This window comes from Clostridioides sp. ZZV14-6153 (genome assembly GCF_020657855.1).
In the GTDB taxonomy this organism is placed as follows: Bacteria; Bacillota; Clostridia; order Peptostreptococcales; family Peptostreptococcaceae; genus Clostridioides.
Window position 1 is genome coordinate 1 of sequence record NZ_JAGWCZ010000013.1, and the last position, 19,057, is coordinate 19,057.

19 protein-coding genes and 1 riboswitch are annotated in these 19,057 nt (G+C 28.6%); all 19 genes read right to left on the reverse strand.

The window, feature by feature from the left end; all coding sequences use genetic code 11:
- Window positions 1-163 precede the first annotated feature (163 nt).
- Entirely contained in the window at window positions 164-742 is a 579-nt protein-coding gene (locus KGF46_RS14790) for a bifunctional precorrin-2 dehydrogenase/sirohydrochlorin ferrochelatase (RefSeq protein WP_227829044.1), read from the reverse strand.
- Between the two features lie 167 nt (window positions 743-909).
- On the reverse strand, window positions 910-1,875 hold the full coding sequence (hemB, locus tag KGF46_RS14795) for a porphobilinogen synthase (RefSeq protein WP_227850612.1): 966 nt from the start codon (window positions 1,873-1,875) through the stop codon (window positions 910-912).
- A gap of 15 nt (window positions 1,876-1,890) precedes the next feature.
- Window positions 1,891-3,390 carry a uroporphyrinogen-III C-methyltransferase gene (gene cobA, locus KGF46_RS14800; RefSeq protein WP_227829046.1) on the reverse strand — a complete coding sequence of 500 codons (1,500 nt, stop codon included), beginning with the start codon at window positions 3,388-3,390 and terminating at the stop codon, window positions 1,891-1,893.
- Complete coding sequence (hemC, locus tag KGF46_RS14805) at window positions 3,380-4,285, reverse strand: hydroxymethylbilane synthase (protein ID WP_227829047.1); 906 nt, start codon at window positions 4,283-4,285, stop codon at window positions 3,380-3,382. The genes cobA and hemC overlap by 11 nt, the downstream gene beginning before the upstream one ends.
- 29 nt (window positions 4,286-4,314) lie before the next feature.
- Window positions 4,315-5,793, reverse strand: coding sequence for a cobalt-factor II C(20)-methyltransferase (locus tag KGF46_RS14810; protein ID WP_227850613.1), 1,479 nt, complete (start codon window positions 5,791-5,793; stop codon window positions 4,315-4,317).
- Window positions 5,794-5,811: 18 nt separating this feature from the next.
- On the reverse strand, window positions 5,812-6,564 hold the full coding sequence (cobK, locus tag KGF46_RS14815) for a precorrin-6A reductase (RefSeq protein WP_227840575.1): 753 nt from the start codon (window positions 6,562-6,564) through the stop codon (window positions 5,812-5,814).
- Window positions 6,561-7,286 carry a precorrin-3B C(17)-methyltransferase gene (cobJ, locus tag KGF46_RS14820; RefSeq protein WP_227850614.1) on the reverse strand — a complete coding sequence of 242 codons (726 nt, stop codon included), beginning with the start codon at window positions 7,284-7,286 and terminating at the stop codon, window positions 6,561-6,563. Before cobJ ends, cobK begins: the two co-directional genes overlap by 4 nt.
- A complete protein-coding gene (cbiG, locus tag KGF46_RS14825; protein ID WP_227862144.1) occupies window positions 7,283-8,422 on the reverse strand; it encodes a cobalt-precorrin 5A hydrolase in 1,140 nt (379 codons plus the stop codon). Before cbiG ends, cobJ begins: the two co-directional genes overlap by 4 nt.
- A complete protein-coding gene (locus KGF46_RS14830) occupies window positions 8,406-9,158 on the reverse strand; it encodes a cobalt-precorrin-4 methyltransferase (protein ID WP_227436149.1) in 753 nt (250 codons plus the stop codon). Before KGF46_RS14830 ends, cbiG begins: the two co-directional genes overlap by 17 nt.
- The gene (locus tag KGF46_RS14835) at window positions 9,151-9,726 is read right to left on the reverse strand and encodes a decarboxylating cobalt-precorrin-6B (C(15))-methyltransferase (protein ID WP_227829052.1); all 576 of its coding nucleotides are present in this window, start codon (window positions 9,724-9,726) and stop codon (window positions 9,151-9,153) included. Before KGF46_RS14835 ends, KGF46_RS14830 begins: the two co-directional genes overlap by 8 nt.
- Window positions 9,716-10,324, reverse strand: a complete 609-nt coding sequence (locus KGF46_RS14840; RefSeq protein ID WP_227829053.1) for a cobalt-precorrin-7 (C(5))-methyltransferase — start codon at window positions 10,322-10,324, stop codon at window positions 9,716-9,718. The genes KGF46_RS14835 and KGF46_RS14840 overlap by 11 nt, the downstream gene beginning before the upstream one ends.
- Window positions 10,321-11,547, reverse strand: coding sequence for a cobalt-precorrin-5B (C(1))-methyltransferase CbiD (gene cbiD / locus KGF46_RS14845; RefSeq protein ID WP_227829054.1), 1,227 nt, complete (start codon window positions 11,545-11,547; stop codon window positions 10,321-10,323). The genes KGF46_RS14840 and cbiD overlap by 4 nt, the downstream gene beginning before the upstream one ends.
- A gap of 8 nt (window positions 11,548-11,555) precedes the next feature.
- Window positions 11,556-12,188: a cobalt-precorrin-8 methylmutase gene (locus tag KGF46_RS14850; protein WP_227829055.1), complete on the reverse strand. Its 633-nt coding sequence runs from the start codon at window positions 12,186-12,188 to the stop codon at window positions 11,556-11,558.
- Window positions 12,176-13,063: a cobalamin biosynthesis protein gene (locus KGF46_RS14855; protein WP_227829056.1), complete on the reverse strand. Its 888-nt coding sequence runs from the start codon at window positions 13,061-13,063 to the stop codon at window positions 12,176-12,178. The genes KGF46_RS14850 and KGF46_RS14855 overlap by 13 nt, the downstream gene beginning before the upstream one ends.
- A 1-nt stretch (window position 13,064) precedes the next feature.
- Complete coding sequence (locus tag KGF46_RS14860; protein ID WP_227829057.1) at window positions 13,065-14,135, reverse strand: aminotransferase class I/II-fold pyridoxal phosphate-dependent enzyme; 1,071 nt, start codon at window positions 14,133-14,135, stop codon at window positions 13,065-13,067.
- A gap of 32 nt (window positions 14,136-14,167) precedes the next feature.
- Complete coding sequence (gene cbiB / locus KGF46_RS14865) at window positions 14,168-15,139, reverse strand: adenosylcobinamide-phosphate synthase CbiB (protein WP_227829058.1); 972 nt, start codon at window positions 15,137-15,139, stop codon at window positions 14,168-14,170.
- Window positions 15,140-16,516, reverse strand: coding sequence for a cobyrinate a,c-diamide synthase (locus KGF46_RS14870; RefSeq protein ID WP_227829059.1), 1,377 nt, complete (start codon window positions 16,514-16,516; stop codon window positions 15,140-15,142).
- 39 nt (window positions 16,517-16,555) lie between these two features.
- Window positions 16,556-18,070: a cobyric acid synthase gene (locus tag KGF46_RS14875; RefSeq protein WP_227829060.1), complete on the reverse strand. Its 1,515-nt coding sequence runs from the start codon at window positions 18,068-18,070 to the stop codon at window positions 16,556-16,558.
- Between the two features lie 116 nt (window positions 18,071-18,186).
- A riboswitch (cobalamin riboswitch) is annotated at window positions 18,187-18,366 on the reverse strand.
- A 64-nt stretch (window positions 18,367-18,430) separates the two neighbouring features.
- Entirely contained in the window at window positions 18,431-19,045 is a 615-nt protein-coding gene (locus tag KGF46_RS14880; RefSeq protein WP_227829061.1) for a histidine phosphatase family protein, read from the reverse strand.
- Window positions 19,046-19,057 lie beyond the last annotated feature (12 nt).

A 19,057-nucleotide genomic window follows, 5' to 3' on the forward strand; every position in this document is an offset into this window, starting at 1 on the left:
CAAAATATCTGGCTTTATGGTTTGTTTCTTGTTTTATAAATTAACCTACTGTTTAATTTTCAAAGTTCATTTTTCATGTTTGCCCTTTTCTTAAGGACAAGTAATACTATATCACCTTAAAAATAATTCGTCAACAGCTTTTTAATATTTTTTTCAAAAAACTTTATACATTAAACTTTTTTAATTCATCTAAATCAAGTGCTATCAACATATTAAGTATACTTTTTCTTTTATTCTTATCTTGATATTTTTTTATAACTTCTTTTCTAATCTCACCTAACACATTCAAATATTCCTCATAATCCTCAGTATATTTTTCTTCAAGCTCCTTTTTTATTTTTGAAGACAAAGATGGACTTTTTCCCCCTGTGGATACACTTATAAGTAAATCACCTCTTTTTACATAGGATGGAATGGTGAAATTTGATATTTTTACATTATCAACAACATTTACTAGTTTTTTATTTTCTCTGCAATATAATCCTATTTCTAAATTCAACGCCCTATTATCTGTAGCAGCAATTATCACAGAACTACTTTCTATATATTCTTCTTTATAATTGTCTTTTATTATATTTATGTTCCCTTCTAAATCATAAAACTTATTTAAAATATGTTTAGAAACTACAGTAACACTCTTATTAAAATCTAGAAAGTTTTTGCATTTTCTATATGCAACCTCTCCTCCTCCTATTATGACTACATCTAAGTCATCTAATTTTAAGTTAATAGGATATAGCATTTTTACCCTCCAAAATTTTTATTAAATACATAAACAAATATAGAAATTGTAAGGTCACTCATATTTTCATTTACTAGGACTATAGAGTACTAGACTTGTAGATAAAATAGTTTAAAATAACAAATTACAATTTCTATACTTTTCATAATACTTTATATTTTAATAGCTTATTTTCTTAATAATTTAGCAATATCTTTAGCAAAGTAAGTTATTATTATATCTGCTCCTGCTCTCTTTATAGATGTGATTGCTTCAAGAATTACATCTTCATTTAATAATCCTTCTTTAACAGCTAACTTAAGCATAGAGTATTCTCCACTTACATTATAAGCAGCTAAAGGCAAATCAAAATTATCTTTAACTCTTCTTATGACATCTAAATATGATAATGCAGGTTTAACCATAAGTATATCTGCACCTTCTAATATATCAAGTTCCGTTTCTATCATAGCTTCATTGCTATTTGCAGGGTCCATCTGGTATGTCTTTCTATCTCCAAATGATGGTGCTGAATGAGCTGCTTCTCTAAAAGGCCCATAAAAATTTGAAGCGTATTTAACACTGTAAGCCATTATACCGATATTTTCCAGACCATTTTCATCTAAAGCTTCTCTTATTGCGTGTATTCTTCCATCCATCATGTCAGATGGAGCAACCATATCTGCTCCTGCTTTAGCATGACTTACAGATATCTTAGCTAAATATTCTAATGATTTATCATTATCAACATAACCAGTATCTGTTAAAATTCCACAATGCCCATGACTTGTGTACTGACACATACAGACATCTGTTATTACATTTATATTTGAATCTATTTCCTTTATCTTTCTAATCGCTTTTTGTACTATTCCATTCTCATTAAACGCTTGTGATGCACATTCGTCTTTTTCATCTGGTACACCAAATAACATTATATGTTCAATTCCCAAATCTCTTATTTCTTTTATTTCTTCTTCCAACATGTCTATTGATAAGTGATAAACATCTGGTAAAGATTTAATTTCTTCTTTTACATTCTCACCTTCTACTACAAATAGAGGGTATATTAAATCTTCCACATTTACTTTAGTTTCTCTCACCAAATTTCTTATTGCTTTACTTGCTCTTAGTCTTCTTGGTCTTCTTAACATCTCAATCCTCCAAAATTAATTTTCTATAATTAAATCTACTAATCCATTTATTGTAGATGTTGTAGCCTCTTTATATAAATTTATTCCTAAATTATTTATTGTCTCTGTAGTTATAGGCCCTATAGACAATACTTTTATTTTATCTAAGATTTTAATATTTTCTTTTCCTATAATCTCAATAAGATTATTTACTGTTGATGAACTTGTAAATGTTATATAATCTATCTCATTAGAATTTAAAATATCTAATATCTCATTTCTTTTATCTTCATCTATCACTGTTCTATATGTATGTATTTCTGTTACTTCACAAATATCTTTAAGTTTATCAACTAAATAGTCTCTAGCATTTTCTGCTCTAGGTATGAGTATCTTATCATTGTCATTTAAAATTGGTGCTAGCTCTTCATATAATGATTCTGCTACAAATTTTTTTGGTACTATATCTGCTATAATTCCTCTTTTTTTCAATTCACTTGATGTAGCTGAGCCTATAGCACATATCTTTAGATTAGACAATATTCTTGAATCAAAATTCATTTCATAAATCTTCTCAAAAAATATTTCTACTGCATTTTTACTGGTTAGAACTAGATATTTATATTCACTTATATTTTTTATTTCATTTTCCAATTTAGTATTATCTTGTATTTTTTCTATCTTAATAGTAGGTATCTCTATTGGATTCCCACCTAAATCCATTATCTTTTCAACTAATACACTATTTTGATTTCTAGACCTAGTTACAGCTATACTTTTTCCAAATAAAGGTTTACCTTCAAAGAAATTCAGTTTTTCTCTAAGTCCTACAACACTTCCAACTACTATAAGAGTTGGTGGTTTTACTTCTTCTTTGATAGCAACTTCATATACATTTTCAAGTGTAGATGTAACAACCCTTTGATTATACCTAGTTGCCCAACTTATAAGAGCAACTGGTGTATCTTTGCTTTTTCCCTCTTTCATCAAGTTTTCACTTATTTTCTTCAAGTTAGAAATCCCCATCAAAAACACAAGAGTACCTTTATTGTTTGCAAGAGCATTCCAATTTAATTCTCCACTATCATCACCTTTCAAATGACCTGTTATTACATGAAATGATGAAGCATGGTCTCTGTGTGTTATAGGAATACCCGCATAGCATAAGCCTCCTATTGCAGAAGTTATCCCTGGAACTACTTCAAACTCTATACCTTCATCCACTAGAGTCTCTGCTTCCTCTCCACCTCTACCAAATACATAAGGGTCTCCACCTTTCAAACGAGTCACAAGTTTTCCTTCTTTAGCTTTTTCTGATATAACTCTATTTATATCCTCTTGTGGTAAAATATGATTGCTTGATGCCTTTCCTACATATATAAATTCACAATCTGGTTTAGCTTCTCTTAAGTAACTACTATTTGCTAATCTATCATATACTATTACATCTGATTTTCTTATACACTCTAAACCTTTTATAGTCATGAGTTTATAATCACCTGGTCCTGCACCTACTAAGTAAACCTTACCCTTCATAATTTTCATACTCCTTCAATACAAGTTTAGCTAACTTTAAACCTAACTCTCTAGGAGAAGAAATATCTCCTTCTATGGACTTAATTACTATTTTATTTCCATCTGAATCACCATATAAACCAGTAAGATGTATTTTATCTTGATTTATTTCACAATAAGCCGCCATTGGGATATGACAACTTCCATTCACACCATCTAAAAATCCTCTTTCAGCTAATATTTGGATTTCTGTATCATTATCTTTTAGCGAGTTCACTATTTCCTCAACATCACTATCATTACTTCTTATCTCTATAGCTAAAGCCCCTTGAGCAGGTGCTGGAATAACAACATCAACAGGTAAATAAGAACTTATTTTATCTTGTAAATTAGCTCTTATTATTCCTGATGCAGCTAATACTATTCCATGTAGATTTTCATCTTTGATTTTTCGTATTCTAGTCTCTACATTCCCTCTAACTTGAACTATGTTTAAATCAGGTCTTTGCTTTAATAATTGAAACTTTCTTCTTTTACTCCCTGTTCCGATTACTGCTCCATGAGGTAAATCATCTAAGCTTTTATATTCATCTCTAAGTATTAACACATCTCTTGGGTCTTCTCTTTTAGGTGTATGAGCAAATTTTAGTCCATCTGCTAAATAAGATGGCATATCTTTCATACTATGTACGGCTATATCTATCTGTCCATCCAATAATTGTTGCTCTATTTCTTTTACAAATAATCCTTTATCGCCTATCTTATCTAAGGAAACATTTTGAATTATATCTCCTTTTGTTTTTATAATTTTGATTTCAAAATTAATATGAGGATATTTCTTTTTTAGCTCATTTATTACCCATTCAGTTTGTATAAGTGCTAGATTACTACCCCTAGTTCCAACCACAATATTCATATTAAATCTCCTTTAAGTATTACATTCGTCTATTTTATTTTGTTATCTTTATTTACTAGTATTGTAGAAAAATAAGATATCTTATCTTCAAGGTGTGCTTCTCTTAAATCCTTAAATACAGTTTCACTATCTTGAGACGAATTACTAACTAAAATAGCATGTTCTATCAGATTATATTTTTCTAATTTTTTTATTATTTCTTTAAAATTCTTATACACTTTCATTAACACTATGGAATTATAATTTTGTAGAGCATTCTCTATCTTATCATCTTCCATAGTACAAGGAACTACTACTAATGCTTCTCTATCCATAACCAATGGAAAATTTTGATTAGATGCTATATTCGAAAATGAAGAAATTCCTGGTATAGTTTCTACTTCTATCTCATCTACTATTCTGTTCATTATATACACATATGTACTATAAAGCATAGGGTCACCCAGTGTTACAAATCCTACATTTTTTCCATTATTAACATCTAAGATAATTTCCTCTGCTACATTGTCCCAAGCTAGTTCTTTTTCATTTCCGTCAAAACTCATTGGGAAATGTCTAGATTTTATCTCTAATGATTCTGGTAAATATTCATTAACTATTGATAATGCCAAACTTTCTCCACCCCTTTTTGACTCTGGAGTGTATAAAATATCTAGTTTTTTTAGAGTATTAACTGCTTTTATTGTAAGTAAAGAGCTATCTCCTGGTCCTGTTCCTATACCATAAAACTTAGCAGTTTCTGCACATTTAAGAGCATGACGAACAAATTTATCTTGTATATAAGGATTTTCTCCTAGCCCTTTTAAATGAATTTTCACATTAAATCCATTATCTTCAAGTATTGTCTTCCAAGAATCCTCTTCATCTCCTGCCATATCATTTATAGCATGGTCACCTGCAACTAACATAAATGGCATTAAATTTATAGTTTTTATATTTCCTTCTTTTAATCTTCTCATTACATGTTCTATTTCTGGATAACCTTCAACTGTACCAACATAAGCATTTACTCCATTATCTCTAAGCATATATTCTAAGGCTGGGTATGCTGAATGAGACTCATGAACTGTTCCATGTCCCATAAATACTACTGCTTCATCACTTTCCATATGAGGAATTTGATGTTTAATTGCCTCTACTGATTCTTGATAGTCCTCTATGTGAGTAAGTAAAGGTCTACCTAATACAAGTTTTTTAAATTTAGAAGAATAGCTTTCTACTTGTTCTTTTAGCTTATTAAATTCTTCTCCACATATAATATGAAGCGTTTGAATTATTACTTCTTCATACCCTTGCTCATATATTTTATCTAAAGCTTGTATAGGGTTGTCTATTTCTATGCCATCTCTTTTCTTTATTTTGTTTATTATCATGTTTGATGTATAAGCTCTAAAAAAATCATAATTTTTTAATGAATTTTTTATTTTATTTTCACATGCATCTATTGTCTTTTCTCTTGTTTCATGATAGCTTGTCCCAAAACTTACTACTAATAAGGCTTTCTTCATATCTTCTCCTCCTAAAAATCACACAATTACGTCTTTAATTTTATTTATGTCATTAATTACATTTTCATAGTTAATCGATTCTCGTTTAATAATTACTACTGGTATATTGAGATTTTTACATGCATTTACTTTTTCTAAAAAACCTCCTGCTACCCCACTTTCTTTTGTTATAACTAAATCTACATCATAATGTTTATATGTTTCTTCGTTTATACACTGGCTAAACGGACCCTTCATTGCTATTATATTGTCTGCATTTAAACCTAATTTTTCACAACTTAAGATAACTTCACTTGTTGGAAGAACTCTAACCACTAAATTTTTATTACTTATTTCTTCTACAAATCTGTTTAAATTTTTACTTCCTGTTCCTATAAATATATTTTTTCCTATTTTATTTGCAATTTTACAAGCTTCTTCAATTGTATTTACTATAAACTTATTGTCATAATTTATTTCTTCTATTAAAGATTTTCTTTCAAATCTTATATATTCTATGTTTGATAACTTTGCACAAGTAATAGCATTTTTAGATACTTCGACTGCATAAGGATGAGTAGCATCTATTATCCTAACTATATGATTATCCTTTATAAACCTTAGCATTTCTTCTTTTCCAAGCTTACCTAAAACTATATTATTTGCATGTTTTTGTGCAAGTTCTTTTCCATATTCTGTAGTTACTGAAAGTACATAGGGCTGATTTTCCAATTCATTTATCCTATCACATATAGCTAAACTATCTGAAGTTCCTCCTAAAATCAAAATCATACTGTATAACCTCTTGGAGTTATCATCAGTTCACCATCAATATAAGTAGATTTATTTCCGATTATAACCATAGTAGTCATATCAACTTTTTCAAAATCTATATTCTCAAAAGTACATATAAACTTAGTTTCTTTTTCTCTACCTACATCTTTGACGACTCCAACAGGTGTATTTCCATCTTTAAACTCTCCCATTATTTTAAATGCTTTACTTAGATGTTCACTTCTTCCCTTACTTCTTGGATTATATAGACATATTACAAAATCAGCTTCTGCAGCTAACTTTAATCTTTTTTCAATTACTTCCCATGGAGTCATTAAATCACTTAAACTTATATGGCAGAAATCATGCATAATAGGCGCTCCAAGTATAGCCGCTGCACCAATACTAGCAGTAACACCTGGAATTACTTTAACTTTTATATCTTCACTTTCCTTAGATATTAATTCTAAAATAAGTCCTGCCATTCCGTATATACCAGCATCTCCACTACTTATAACTGCTACTTTTTTCCCTTTTTTTGCTTCCTCTACTGCTTGTTTACATCTATCAACTTCTTGTCTCATACCATTTTGAATTACTTCTTTATCACTTATAAATTCTTCTATTAAATTTATATAAGTCTTATATCCAACAATAGCCTCAGAGTCCTCTATTGCTTTTATCGCCTCCAAAGTCATTGTATCTTTACTGCCTGGTCCAATTCCTACAACATATATCATATTTTTATTCTCCCTACTGAAAAAGTTATTCCTTTACATTTATGTTTTTCAACTATTAAGTTCCCTTTACTTAAAAGATATGCTACAGGTTCTGCTACTGAATATACACCTACATTTTTTTTCACAAAATCAGATTTATCAAACATATCATCAACCTTGGATATTTCATCCCTTGAAAATGTCTTAAATGGCACTTTTAGTTTTTTTGCTAAATCAATGATTGCATTTTCATCTTTTTTTAGTTCTATACTTCCAATTATTTTCACAGCTTTAATATCTATATTTTGTTCCTCAAAAAATTCTAGTAAAGAATCAAACATCAACTTACTATCTGTGTATTTTCTACACCCAATCCCTATAACTATATCTTTTGGAATCACTTTTATTATTTTTTCTCTGTAATAATTATGCGTAAAGTTATTATCCATCTCTAAATTATCTATCTCTAAACTTTCAATATCTTTAGTAAAATTTATCTTGTTGCTTACTATAACTATTCTTTCTATATCTTTATTTAAACAACTATCTTTTAATTCTTTACTACTTTTTATAAGCTTAAATCCTCTAGTGTCAACTTGATAGCCTTCCTCAACATACAAACCAACACATTTGCCATTTACTAACATAGAATTTACTTCTTTTACATTTTCTCTAAAGTTATCAATATAAGCATTTAATTTTTTTGCTATCATATCTAAAGAAGCTTTTTGGTTTACATCAGTAGCTGTTGTTATTACTGGATTCGCATTGATAAGACTACTTATATAATGTGTTAAACTATTTGCTCCTCCAACATGTCCACTCAATAAACTTATTACATTTTGTCCTTTCTCGTCTATCACTAGAATTGCAGGGTCACTAAACTTACTTCTTATATATGGTGCTATACTCCGTACAACTATCCCTGTCGCCATTATAAATATTATGTACTCAAATTTATTAAATACCTCTCCTACAAAATCACTTAGTTTTTTTTGTATTATTTGCACAGAATCTTCCTGACTAATAGATAAAGTACCTTTTTTATTTTTTATTTGATATACAATACAATTGTCTACTAAAGATTCTATCTTTCTAGCTAAATTTTTTCCGTTTTCAGTAATACAAATTATAGCGATATTACCCTCTATACTCATGTTTAAAATCCTTATCATATAACTTTGAATTATTATATTCTTCTCCTAAAAATCTACCTACCATTATTAAAGCCGTTTTATTTATGTTATTTTCTTTAACTTTTACAGCTATATCATTTAAAGTTCCTTTAACTATTTTTTCATCCGCCCACGTAGCTTTATATATAACTGCTATAGGTGTGTCCTTTGGATAACCGCCTTCTAATAATTTAGATACAACCTTCTCAATCTCTTGAACAGATAAAAATATTACCATAGATGTCTGATGCTTAGCATAAGATTGTATTGATTCCTTTTCAGGAACTGGAGTCCTTCCTTCCATTCTCGTTATAATGACACTTTGAGAAATTTCAGGAACTGTATATTCCACTCCTAGAGATGAAGCTGCTCCTAAAAAAGAACTCACTCCTGGTGTACAATCATAGTCTATATTCAATTTATTTAAATCTTCCACTTGTTCTCTAATTGAACCATATATAGAAAAATCTCCTGTTTGTAATCTCACAACAGACTTGTTATTTTCTATACCATCTCTCATAACATCTATTATTTCTTGTAAATCCATATGTGCACTATTATGTATTTGACAATCTTCTTTACAATATTCTAAAAGCTCAGGATTGACAAGTGACCCTGCATATATTACTACATCTGCATTACTTAATAGTTTATACCCTTTCAAAGTTATTAGTTCTTTGTCTCCAGGTCCTGCTCCTACAAAATGTACTTTATTCATCATCATTTTCCCCTTTTTCACAAGATATTATATATATAGGATTTAGTGGTTTAAAATATTCACCTTTTCCCAGTTTCTCTAGTTTAGAAACATTTAAAACACATACATCTATTTCTTTAAACCCATATTTTCTAAGTAACTTTAGAGTTTGGTTAAATGTTTCTATGATTATAAAATTAGCTACAAGTCTTCCTCTTGTAATTAAAGTTTTTTTAGACCATGCTATTATTTCTTCTAAGTTATTTCCAGTACCCCCAAGAAAAATAGAATCAACTTTAGTATTTAAGTTTATGTTTATCGGTGCATAGCCTTTTATTACTTCTATATTTTTTAAATTGAACTTTTTTATATTTTTTTCTATAAGCTCTACAGCATCATCATTTTTCTCTATAGATATAACATTTAAATTGGGATAGTTATATGCAGCTTCAATGCTTACACTTCCTGTACCAGCACCTATATCTATGAAATTCTTAGCATTTACTAAATTTAGTTTGCTTATTGATATTGCTCTAACTTCTTCTTTAGTAATTGGAACCTTACCTGTTATAAATTCACTATTCTTCATCTAAAATCACCACAACATTCATTCCGAAATTGTCCATTCTTATTATTTCTTCTGGCTTTGCTATTGTTATTTTTTCATTGTTGTATGATAAATTCTCACCTACAACAATAATTTTATTTAAATTTCTATCTATTATTTCTTTACTTATTTGCTTTGGCCCTATCTTAGAATCTGTAACCATACATACTTTTTTATGTGATAGTATATAATCGAAATCTGGTATTTTACCATGACTACTGGTAATATATAAATCATTCATATCAACATATATCCTTGAAAATATATATTGTAAAGAACTAATTCCAGAAACCATATTTAACATCTTATTATCAATATTTTTAGATAAATATTTACCTATACCATATATCAATGGGTCACCTGAAGCTATTATTGATATTTGCTTTTCACTATTGTTATTTATATACTCTACAATTTCTCTTAAATTAGAATCTAATATTATTTTTTCTCCTTCAAAGTTTTTTACAGATTCTAAATTCCTTCTGCCACCAATTAATACATCTGAAGTAGAAATTAAATTTTCACCTTTTTTTGTTATATAGTCTAAGTTACCAGGCCCTAAACCTATTATATTTATCATATAAAAACCTCCACTAAAGCATCTGTATTATCTGATTTTCCTAACAAAGACTTATCCATTGAAAAAATTATTACTTCTACATCAATATCATCTACATCTTCATTTAAATACTGCTTTACTCTATCTCTACATTTATTACTCAATATATTATAAACCTGTTTATATTCGCTATTATTTATTAACTCTACAGCTTCTTCAGCCGTTAAACACTGATTTATTTTATGTAAAAATTCATGTGTAGCTCCCATTAAAGCTAGATTTGCCACTAATATCTCACTTCTAGCATCAGCTACTTTACTATGAGTATTAAAAATTCCAGCTGATACTTTTATAAATTTACCTATATGCCCAGCCATCAATATTTTTTTATATCCTATTCTTTGAGCCTCTTTAATCATATAACCTATAAAATTACTGGTTCTTACTACATACTTAATATCTAAGTTCAGTTTCTCTCTTATAAATTGTTCTCCATGATTTCCTGGAACTAATATTATTTTGTCTAAACCTTGTTCTTTTTTCATTTGGAGCTCTATAGATAAAGATTTTTTCCATCCCTCATCGCTCATAGGCTCAACTATCCCAGTTGTACCTATTATAGATATTCCTCCAACTATTCCTAACCTTGGATTAAATGTTTTTTTTGCGATTTCTTCTCCTTGTGGAGCAAAGATTGTTATTTTTAAAACTTTATCATACCCAAACATAGATTCATAATCACTTTCTATAAGCTTTATTATTTCTTGATTTATCATCCTTATTGGAGTTGGATTTATAGCAGGTTTACCAACACCTACACTTAATCCTTTTTTAGTTACTACTCCAATACCAGTTCCACCATAGACCCTAATAAATTTATAGAGTTCACTTTGACACTCTTCACTAATATTTATGTTATCAATATTTTCTAAGGTAAGATAATTATTGCTATCATCAGTTTTAGATATAATTTCAGCTCTTGCATAGATATCCATAGTATGTGTTGCATCTATATCATCTCCACCATCTTTTTTTACAGAACATTCTACAAAGTCATCAGAAATATTTACATTATCAACATTTAATGATAGCGGTATTCCCTTAGGAGTATCTATGTTTATAGTATCAATTTTATTTTTTGTAATCATCATATATACAGCAGCCTTAGATGCACCTGTAGCACAAGAACCTGTAGTATATCCTCTACGATACTTTTTCCCATCTATATATACATATTCTTCCATATAGATACCTACATGGCATATAAGATAGCATTTACTATTGCTGCTGCTAAATTACTACCACCTTTTCTACCTTTAGAAATTATATATGGTATATCTGTCTTTTCAACTTCATCTTTTGACTCTTGTGCTCCTACAAAACCTACTGGAACTCCTATAACTGCATCTACATCCAATTTTCCTTCTGATTTCATTTCCATGACTTTATATAAAGCTGTTGGTGCATTCCCAAGTACAAATATCTTTCTTCCTTCTTCTTTTGCTGCAATTTCTACAGCTGCCATGGAACGGGTAATACCTTTTTCTTTAGCCACTTTTGCAGTTTCATCATCTGCTACCAAACATTTATATTTGCATCCCAATGCTTCCAGCTTCTTTTTATTTATTCCACTAAGAGCCATATTTGTATCTGTATAAATACTTGCATTATTTTTTAGTGCATTTATTATACTATCAACTGCCTTTTCTGATATTTTTAATATATCCAAGTAATCAAAATCAGCAGTAGTATGTATAGCTCTTTTTATTATTTTTTCTTCAATCTCATCTTTAAATTTATAATCTGGTCTGATTTCATCTATTATTCCTTGTATTAATTCAAAACTTCTCTCTTCTATTTTCATAGGATTCTTTATGTATTCCATTCTACTTCCCCCTTAATTCCACCATCTATTATATCCAAGGTATAGATTTTATTATAAACAGAATTTATATTAGACTCATATAATACATCTATTAATTTCTTATCATTCATAAGCTTATCAATTAAAATACCTATTACTGTACCACTATGGGCAATATTTACTCCATAGGCTCCATATAGCTTGGATATTTTTATTATTTCATTTAAGTATTCTTTTTTTTCTATATTTTCATTTGCTAAACTACTTAATGTACAAGCCTCTCCAACTAAGGATAAATCATCTTTCTTCAGACCTTCTTCTAAAAGAGCAAATGACTTTTTTATAGTTTCCTTATTTTCGATTTTTAACTTACTATAATCTTTCCTCATTCTAATTTTCATCGTATCTAATACTTTATTAGGTTCAAGAATTATAACTTTTGCATTAGTTATATTTCCTAAGTATTTTATAACAGTGCCATTTAGAGGATTAAATATACTATTTTTATTTATAAATATAGAGTCTGTTGGTTCTATTTCTGCTGCCAATTTCGATATTTCTTCACTGTTTAAATCTTTATCTATCAACGATAATGTTGCTTTTATAGTAGCTCCTATATCAGCTGTCGAACTTGCCATTCCTTTTCCAACAGGTATTTTACTGTTTATATTTAAAGAAATGTTTTTGGTATCTTTTTTAGGCAAATTAAATTTTTCAAATACCTTTTCTATAGCTATTCTTGATTTATATCCACCTAAATTTATATCTTTTAATTTCTCTTCAATACATACCTTAGAATACATATTTATAGCATATGAACATAGATATTCTTCATCATCTATTATCCCTTGAACAAACTCTCCACATGATGCTGGGCATATTCCATAAGATTTCATTTTAATCTCCTAATAAATTTTTTATATTTTCTATAAGAATTTTATTATCTTCATGAGATTTTATAGCTATCCTTATAAAACTGTCATCCAATCCTATAAAGTTAGACGCATCTCTAACCAATATATTTCCACGCTTAAACAAATCTTTTTTTAACTCATCAGCTATCTTCTTATAAAGTTTTATTAGGATAAAATTAGCATCTGTATCATAAACTTTTATGTTTCTTATATCTTTTAACTCTTGTAACATGTATTTTCTTTCTTTTATGTAGAACTCTTTACTATTTCTAATATAATCTTTATCTTCAAAAATAAAATTGGATAGCATATCAGCAAAAGAATTTATAGTCCAGGGTTCTTTATACTCATAAATTTTATCCATAATCTTGCTATTACTTGTAAGACCATATCCTAATCTTAAACCAGGCATTCCAAAAAATTTAGTCACAGCCTTAATTATAAATATATTTTTATTTGACTCTATATATTTAACTAAACTATATTCATTTTCATTTTCAACAAATTCCATAAAAGTTTCATCAATTATTAGCATCTTATTGTTTTCATTTAGTAAACAAACAAGTTCCTTTAAATCTTGAACATTCCCACTAGGATTATTAGGATTACATATAAATAAACTATCAAATTTTTCAATTTTATTTTTTACTGTATCTATATCAAGTTTAAAATTATTATTTGAATCTAATTCTAAATCTATAATATCTATATTATTTAATTTGGCACTTCTTCTATACTCTGAAAAAGTGGGGTTTATTATAGCCAATCTTTTTTTAATACTCTTCATAAGCAAATAAATTATCTCTGTTGCTCCATTTCCAGGTATTATAAAGTTTGGATTTATATTTATATATTTTGAGATATTTTTTCTCAAGTTTGTATAATTTATATCTGGATAATTCCTACATTCATCTAACCCTCTTAAAATATATTTTTCTAAATTTGGCAAAACCTTTGGATTTATATTTGAACTAAAATCTATTATTTCTTTTGGGTCTTTCCCATACAATTTTGCCATTTCGTCTACATTAGCACCATGCCCCAAATCCTTCATCTACATCCCCCTTAAATTAGTACACAATTAAGTTATATAATTAAGTTAATAAAAATCATCCTACATGCCACAGATATCAGCGTAAATGCTAATATAGAAGTCAATGAAGAGGCATACATAATTTTATTTGTTTTAATTATATCTTCTCTATCTATCACTCTAATTTTATCTCCTATTGTTGGCTTATATACTTTTTGCCCAGAATAAACATTGGTTCCTCCTAGTTGAATTCCTAAGGCTCCTGATATTGCACCTTCTGAAAAAGCACAATTTGGACTTTTATGATTTTTTCTATCTCTAATAGAAATTTTAAAACAACTCTTATAGTTATAACCAAGAAAAAAACTCCCTATAGTCATAAGAATAACAGATATTCTTGCTGGTATATAATTAGCTATATCATCAATTTTAGCAGAAGCAAAGCCAATATCTTTGTATTTTTCATTCTTATATCCAACAGTTGAGTCAAGGGTGTTTATAGCTTTATACGCCATAGCAAGTGGTGCTCCTCCAATAAATGCATAAAGCATAGGTGCAATTATACCATCTACAGTATTTTCTGCCACAGTTTCTACAGTTGCTCTTATTATTTCAGGTTCACTTAAATTAGTTGTATCTCTACCCACTATATAAGATAGCTGCATTCTGGATTTCTCTATGTCTCCAGTCTTTAATACATTATAAATTTTTATAGCTTCATCTTTTAAACACTTTGTTGCTAACGTCGTATAAATTATGAACCCATTTACTATGATACTTAATAATACATTAAAACTACATAGCTTCACTATAACATAGGTTACTAAGTAGGTTATTCCAACAGTTACAAACCATAATATAAATCCACCAATTTTTAACTGCTTTCCATTTTTAGAGACCTTTCTTATTATTCCTTGGATAAAATTTATAAGTTTTCCAATAAATCTTACTGGATGAGGAAAAGAATATGGGTCTCCTACAATTAAATCTGTTATATACCCTATATAAATAGATAAAATATTCATTTACTCATTTCCCTTTTCCAAAAAATTTTCTATGCAGTTTAAATTATTATAAAAATGTGTGTGAAGGTATGTTGCCAGTGTATTTCCTTTGCTATAACCTCCATCCCATTCTTCTATTAAATTTCCATCTCTTTCTTTTTTCATTGAATATGCACATTTTTCATCACTTTCAAATATTGAATGATGAAACTCATGCCCTTTAATAATTTCTCCTGCTTTAGATAAAATTGTATTTTCTTTAGCTACACCAAGGCAATATCCAAACCTCTTTAGAGAAGCTGTCATCTTACTAGTTCCATTAAATATACCAACCATATTAAATTCTTGTTCTTCTTGATTAAGTAACTTCTCACCTAAGTACATTAATCCACCACATTCTGCATAAATAGGAATATTATTATTATGTGCTTCTAATATAGAGGCTCTCATTGATTCATTTGCTTCTAGTTCTTTCCCAAATATCTCTGGAAAACCTCCTCCAATATAAATATAATCTGAATTTGGTACTGATGTATCTTCAAGAGGACTAAAATAGTTTACTTCTAATCCAAGTTCCTCTAAAAGTTCTATGTTTTCCCTATAATAAAAATTGAATGCCTTATCATATGCTATGGCTATTGATTTATCCTTAATCTGTTCTTTTATCTTATTATTTTCTATTAAATTTTGAAAATCAAAACTACTCTCAAATTCATCACTTTCTGAGATTTCGATTATTCTATCAATATCTATGTAGTTTTCAATCTCATCAGCTAAAGTATAAAACTTTTCTCTTAAAGATTTCATCTCCACACTAGGAATTAGACCTAGATGTCTAGATTCCAATGAAAATTTATTATTTGGAGGAAAATATCCCAACACTTCGATATTACAATATTTCTCTATAGAGCTCTTAATTATTTGATAATGGCTCTTAGTTTTTACATTATTTACTATAACACCTTTTATATCCACATCTTTATCTAGTTCCCTATATCCTAGTACCATAGCTGCACTAGATGCTGCCATAGATTTTCCATTTATAACTAGTATAACTGGAGCTTTTAATACCTTAGAAGTATGTGAACTTGTGCAGTTATCTAAATCTATCCCAAAACCATCATATAATCCCATAACTCCTTCTACTACTGAAATATCTGCATCCTTTGAAGATTTATTTACTATATACTTTATCTTTTCATCATCTAACATATAAGAATCCAGATTTCTAGAATGTCTTCCAGTTATAAATGTGTGATATGAAGGGTCTATATAGTCTGGCCCTACTTTATACGGCTGTACTTTCATATTTCTCTTAACTAAAGCCTGCATTATTCCTAATGATATTGTAGTTTTCCCAACTCCACTGCTAGTACCTGCAATCAAAATCTTTTTCATAATACACCTCCTACCTAAAGTATAAATATAAAGTCATTCTTATTTCATAATTTCATATATCTTCTCTATGTCTAAATGTTCTCTTAAGAAATCTGCCAATTTATCATACTCTTTATCTTTAAACTCATCAAAAGAACTTACAGTACTTTCTAATACTTTTAATCCCTTTTTCTTCCTTATATTATTTAAAATTGCTCTTGTAAAATCTATTTCATCAAATATTCCATGAAGATAAGTACCAATTACATTACCTTCTTTATTTACACTTCCTTCAGTATAATTGACTTCTTTATCTAGTTTTTTTGTTATCAAATCTAAACTACTTACTTTATTACTACGATTTGTAATTCCCATATGTATTTCATAACCTTTTACTTTCTTACCTTTAAGGTCGTTCATATATTCACCAGCACATTCAATAATGGTAGCTTCTACTTGAGTTGTAGTCTTTTCCTCTTCAAATATTGTTTCTGTATCTAAAAGACCAATTCCATCTAATTCTTCAATTTCACTTTCAACATGATAAGGGTCTTTTAATTTTTTACCTAACATTTGATACCCACCACATATTCCAAATATCAATTTACCCTGACTATGTAAGTTTTTAATTTGTGACTCAAGACCACTTTCTCTTATGTACTTTAAATCATCTATAGTACTTTTAGTTCCAGGTATTATCAATATATCTGGATTTCCTATAGCTTCTCCATAGTCTACATATCTAAGGCTTACATCTTCTTGTGTTTCAAATATATTAAAATCTGTAAAATTTGACATATGTGGAGTTCTAATTATTTCTATATGTATATCATTTTTATCCATTTTTTTCTTAAATCTAGTTGTTACACTATCTTCATCTTCTATTTTTATATCCATATAAGGAACCACACCTAAAACAGGTACTTTTATAATATCTTCAAGCATCTTTAAACCATCTTGTAGGAGTTCCTTTTTTCCTCTAAATTTATTGATTATTACTCCTTTGACTCTTTTTCTCTCATCATCATCTAATAAAAGCATTGTACCTGCTAATGATGCAAATACTCCTCCTCTATCAATATCCCCAACTATTATTACTGGTGCATCTGCTATTTTTGCCATACCCATATTGGATATATCTCTATCTTTTAAATTTATCTCCGCAGTACTCCCTGCACCTTCCATAACCACAATGTCATACATTGAACTTAAATTATTAAAGGTTTCTTTTAATACATCTACCAATTCTAGCTTATAATCATGATATTCAGATGAAGGCATCTCTCCTACAACTTTTCCTCTTACAATCACTTGACTTTTATGATTTCCAGAAGGTTTTAATAAAACTGGATTCATATCTGCTATCGGCTCTATTTTTGCAGCTTCTGCTTGAAATACTTGTGCTCTTCCCATTTCTAATCCTTCTTTAGTTATAAAAGAATTTAAAGCCATATTTTGTGACTTAAAAGGAGCAACAGTATAACCATCTTGTTTAAATATTCTACACAATCCTGCTGATAAAATACTCTTACCTACATTTGATGCAGTTCCCTGTAGCATTACTTTTTTACCCACTTTCTCCCCTCCTTAAAGTTAAATTTTACCTATAAATAAACTAAAAAAAGTCCTAGTGCTTCTAAAGCTAGGACTTTTATATATATTAATTAAAAATCTTTCACCCCGAAGACCTCATGTTTTAAATTAAATTAGGCAGGTATCCTGGCTTAACTTCATCCTACTTCCATAACCTTCCCATCAAATTGACAGTGGTATTTATAGTTTCGTTGGTTTCACAGTAGCGGGGGCTGCAAAGGCATCTAACCTTTTTCCCTTTTTACATCTCATTGAGAACCTAATTTTAATCTAGTATTCTATTTTTGTTAGTAATTTTATAAGCACATATCGTTTAATATTTAATATTTAATTTATATTGAATTATATAAATTCAGTAAAATTCATTTTATTTATTACAGTAAATCCATTATCAACTTCCAAAATTGTAATAGATGCATTATCAATTTTAAAGTTCCAATGATATTTATAACCACCAGAAATCAAATATGTTATTATATTTCTTATTGTACCTGCATGAGAACATATAAGTATTGTTTTTCTATTTAAATAATCATCATTTTCTAAAATTATATTGTCAATCTCTTTTGCTATTCTTTCATATGAATCTATCAAGCTTTCCCCATTTGGGTATCTATAATTGCTACCTTCTTCTATCATTTTTTCAAATTCTTTTGGATATTTAACTTTTATCTCTTCAAAAGTTATTCCTTCAAAGTCTCCAAAGCTAATTTCTCTTAGATTTTCTCTTTCTTCTATTTCTATTGATTTCAGCTTTGATATTTTCTCTATTGTATCTTTAGTACGTGAAGATGGAGTTGTGTAAATCTTATCTATACTTTCACTACTCATATATTTTGTAATTTTATTTATTTGTAATTTACCTTCTTCACTAATATAACTATTTATATGACCTGATAATCTTCCTTTTTCATTATCAGTTGTCAAAGCATGTCTTATTAATATTAATCTTATCACATTATCACCACT